General features: G+C 57.5%; 3 protein-coding genes. All 3 read right to left on the bottom strand.

Features of this window, described 5'->3' with window-relative positions:
* Positions 1–98 precede the first annotated feature (98 nt).
* The gene (locus I656_RS00430) at positions 99–893 is read right to left on the bottom strand and encodes a TIGR00266 family protein (protein ID WP_033006918.1); all 795 of its coding nucleotides are present in this window, start codon (positions 891–893) and stop codon (positions 99–101) included.
* A 99-nt stretch (positions 894–992) separates the two neighbouring features.
* Positions 993–1,802, bottom strand: coding sequence for a yteA family sporulation protein (locus I656_RS00425; protein WP_033006922.1), 810 nt, complete (start codon positions 1,800–1,802; stop codon positions 993–995).
* 86 nt (positions 1,803–1,888) lie between these two features.
* The coding region (locus tag I656_RS00420) for a 1,4-dihydroxy-2-naphthoate polyprenyltransferase (RefSeq protein WP_050572332.1) at positions 1,889–2,805 on the bottom strand (917 nt) is incomplete at its 5' end.

The raw sequence follows: 2,805 nt of genomic DNA on the forward strand, positions 1-2,805 counted from the left end.
GGGGGCAGTTGACTCAATCATCGTCCTTTTAGGGAATTTCGAGGGAGAAGGCATAAAAGCAAAAGGGCGTTCCGTTTGGCCGGAGCGCCCTTTCTCGCTTAGTCGTCGCCGTCGAGCCAGTCGCCGATGCCGCCGAGGATGCTGCCTTCGCCGACCGACCGTCCGCCGGCGCTCGGGGCGGCAGCGAGGACGCGGTCAGCGAGCCGGCTGAACGGAAGCGACTGCACCCACACCGCCCCGGGGCCGGTGACGGTGGCCAAAAACAATCCTTCGCCGCCGAAGAAGGCGGTTTTGATGCTGCCGACATATTCAATATCGTAGTTGACGTCTTTCGTCATGGCGACAAGGCAGCCGGTGTCAATGCGAAGCGTTTCCCCGGGCTGCAAGTCGCGGCGATGGATCGTTCCGCCGGCGTGCAAAAAGGCAAGCCCGTCACCTTCCAACTTTTGCATAATAAACCCTTCGCCGCCGAAAAAGCCAGCGCCGAGTTTGCGCTGAAACTCAATGCCGACGGAGACGCCTTTTGCCGCACACAAAAAGGAGTCTTTTTGGCAGATGAGCTTCCCGCCAAGTTCGCTCAAATCGACCGGGATGATTTTTCCCGGATACGGAGCGGCGAAGGCGACGCGGCGCTTGCCGTTTCCTTGGTTGGTAAACACGGTCATGAACAAGCTTTCGCCGGTGAGCAGCCGCTTCCCCGCGCCGACAAGGCGGCCAAGCAGCCCTTTTCCGGACGAGGAGCCGTCGCCAAATACGGTTTCCATGACGATGCCGTCATCCATCATCATCATCCCGCCCGCTTCCGCGACCACGCTTTCGTATGGGTCGAGCTCGATTTCGACAAACTGCATGTCATCACCGTACAGCCGGTAATCGATCTCATGTGCGTTCATCATTTCGCCTCCATTCAGATCATATGACGTTCTGCTCTGTACTACGGAAAACGGCATTGGCCCGTTTCACAAAAAAGACCATCTTGCCGATGGCCTTTTTCATGGAGTCGTTTCCCCAAAATGCTGCTGGGACGGTCTTTCATCGTACCGGCGGTAGCTGTCTTTCGATGTATACGGGTCTTTTTCATACGCCGGCAAATCGCCGATGTTCGACATGATGCCTTCGTCATCCAATATGTTTTCCAGCAGCTCATGCTCCCGCGTCGGGTACACACGTACGTGTTGGCCATGCAAATCGACGGCCGCGAAATTTTCCAAGTCTTCGATATAGCCGACGTTCTCTTCCGACTCGGCATACACTTCGCTGTAGGAATCGACGTTTTTGCCAAGGTCGGAAGGGGTGTCGGATGTGCCGTAGCGGGCTACTTCCTGCCATGCATCTTCTGCGTCGTAAGCGACCGATTCCGTGCGGTCATCGAAATCGAATTTGCCAAACGGCGGCATGAGCACGCCCTCTTCAAGCGGCCGCTTTTGCGACACCGTTTGATCCGGGCTGTGCTCGCGGCAGTAGAGTGTTGTCGGCAGCGCCTCGAGCCGTTCGTATGGGATCGGCCGGCCGCATACGCGGCACGTTCCGTATGTGCCGTCGGCGATGGCGCCAAGCGCCCGTTCAATCTCGCGAAGTTCGCGCTCGGCATGCTCCTTTAGGGCGAGATCTTTTTCCCGCTCATACAGCTCTGTCGCCTCATCGGCCGGATGGTTGTCGTAGCTCGCCAGCTCACCGACCGCATCGTGGGCGTGGCTGCGGATCATGCCGAAATGGTCGTTTTGCTTCAGCCGGTCTTCCGTCTCCCGTTTCATGTCGAGCAGTCTTGAGCGGAGGGCGGCAAGCTGTTCGTTCGTCAGCATCAGTCGCAATCCCTTCCTTCGCAGTAGCGTCTATATGGTGTAGTATGGGCGAAAATCAAAAAAAAAACACGGTCATGTTGACCGTGTTACAGCCAATGGGCAATGAGCAAGCCAGCGGCGAGCAAAAAGCCGAACTGTGTATTCGTTTGCGCCGTCGCCTTCATGGCCGGCATCATCTCGATCGGCTTGATTTTGCCGATAAATCCGCGCGTCGCGGCGATTGCTTTTGGAATGCTCAATAAAGCGAGCAGCGCCCAAAATGGCACGATCTGAAACGCCGCAAGCGCGGCCGTCCAAAGAAAGGCAACGGCGAACATGGCGGCGAGCAGGCGGATGGCCCAATCGCGGCCAATCAAAATGGCGAGCGTCTTTCGCCCTTTTTCACGATCGCCGTCCAAGTCGCGAATATTGTTCGCCAGCAAAATGGCGCCGACCAAAATCGCGATCGGAATGGCGGTGAGCACGGCACCGCCGCTGATATAGCCTGTTTGGATGAAAAATGAAATCAAAATAATGACAAAGCCCATAAAAAACCCAGCCGCCAGTTCGCCAAACGGCGTATAGGCGATCGGAACCGGCCCTCCGGTGTAAAAATAACCGGCCGCCATGCAAATCGTTCCGACAACGGCGAGCCACCAGCTGCTTTCGGCGCAAATGTAGACGCCGATGAGCATAGCCAACCCAAGACAGCCAACCGCCAACGCCAGCACCGTTTTCGGCTTGAGGCCGTCTCGGACGATGGCGCCGCCGATGCCGACCGACTCCGGTGAATCGAGGCCGCGTTGATAATCGTAGTATTCGTTGAACATGTTCGTCGCCGCCTGAATCAACAAAGAGGCGATCATCATCGCGGCAAACAGCAGCCAATCGATCGATGTTTCGCCAAGCGCCAGCACCGTGCCGACGCATACGGGCACAAATGCCGCCGTCAGCGTATGCGGGCGCGTCAGCCGCCAAAAGACGCGCCAGTCGCGGCGCGCCGGCGGGCGATGGTCCATATGTG

Source organism: Geobacillus sp. WSUCF1, from assembly GCF_000422025.1.
In the GTDB taxonomy this organism is placed as follows: domain Bacteria; phylum Bacillota; class Bacilli; order Bacillales; family Anoxybacillaceae; genus Geobacillus; species Geobacillus zalihae.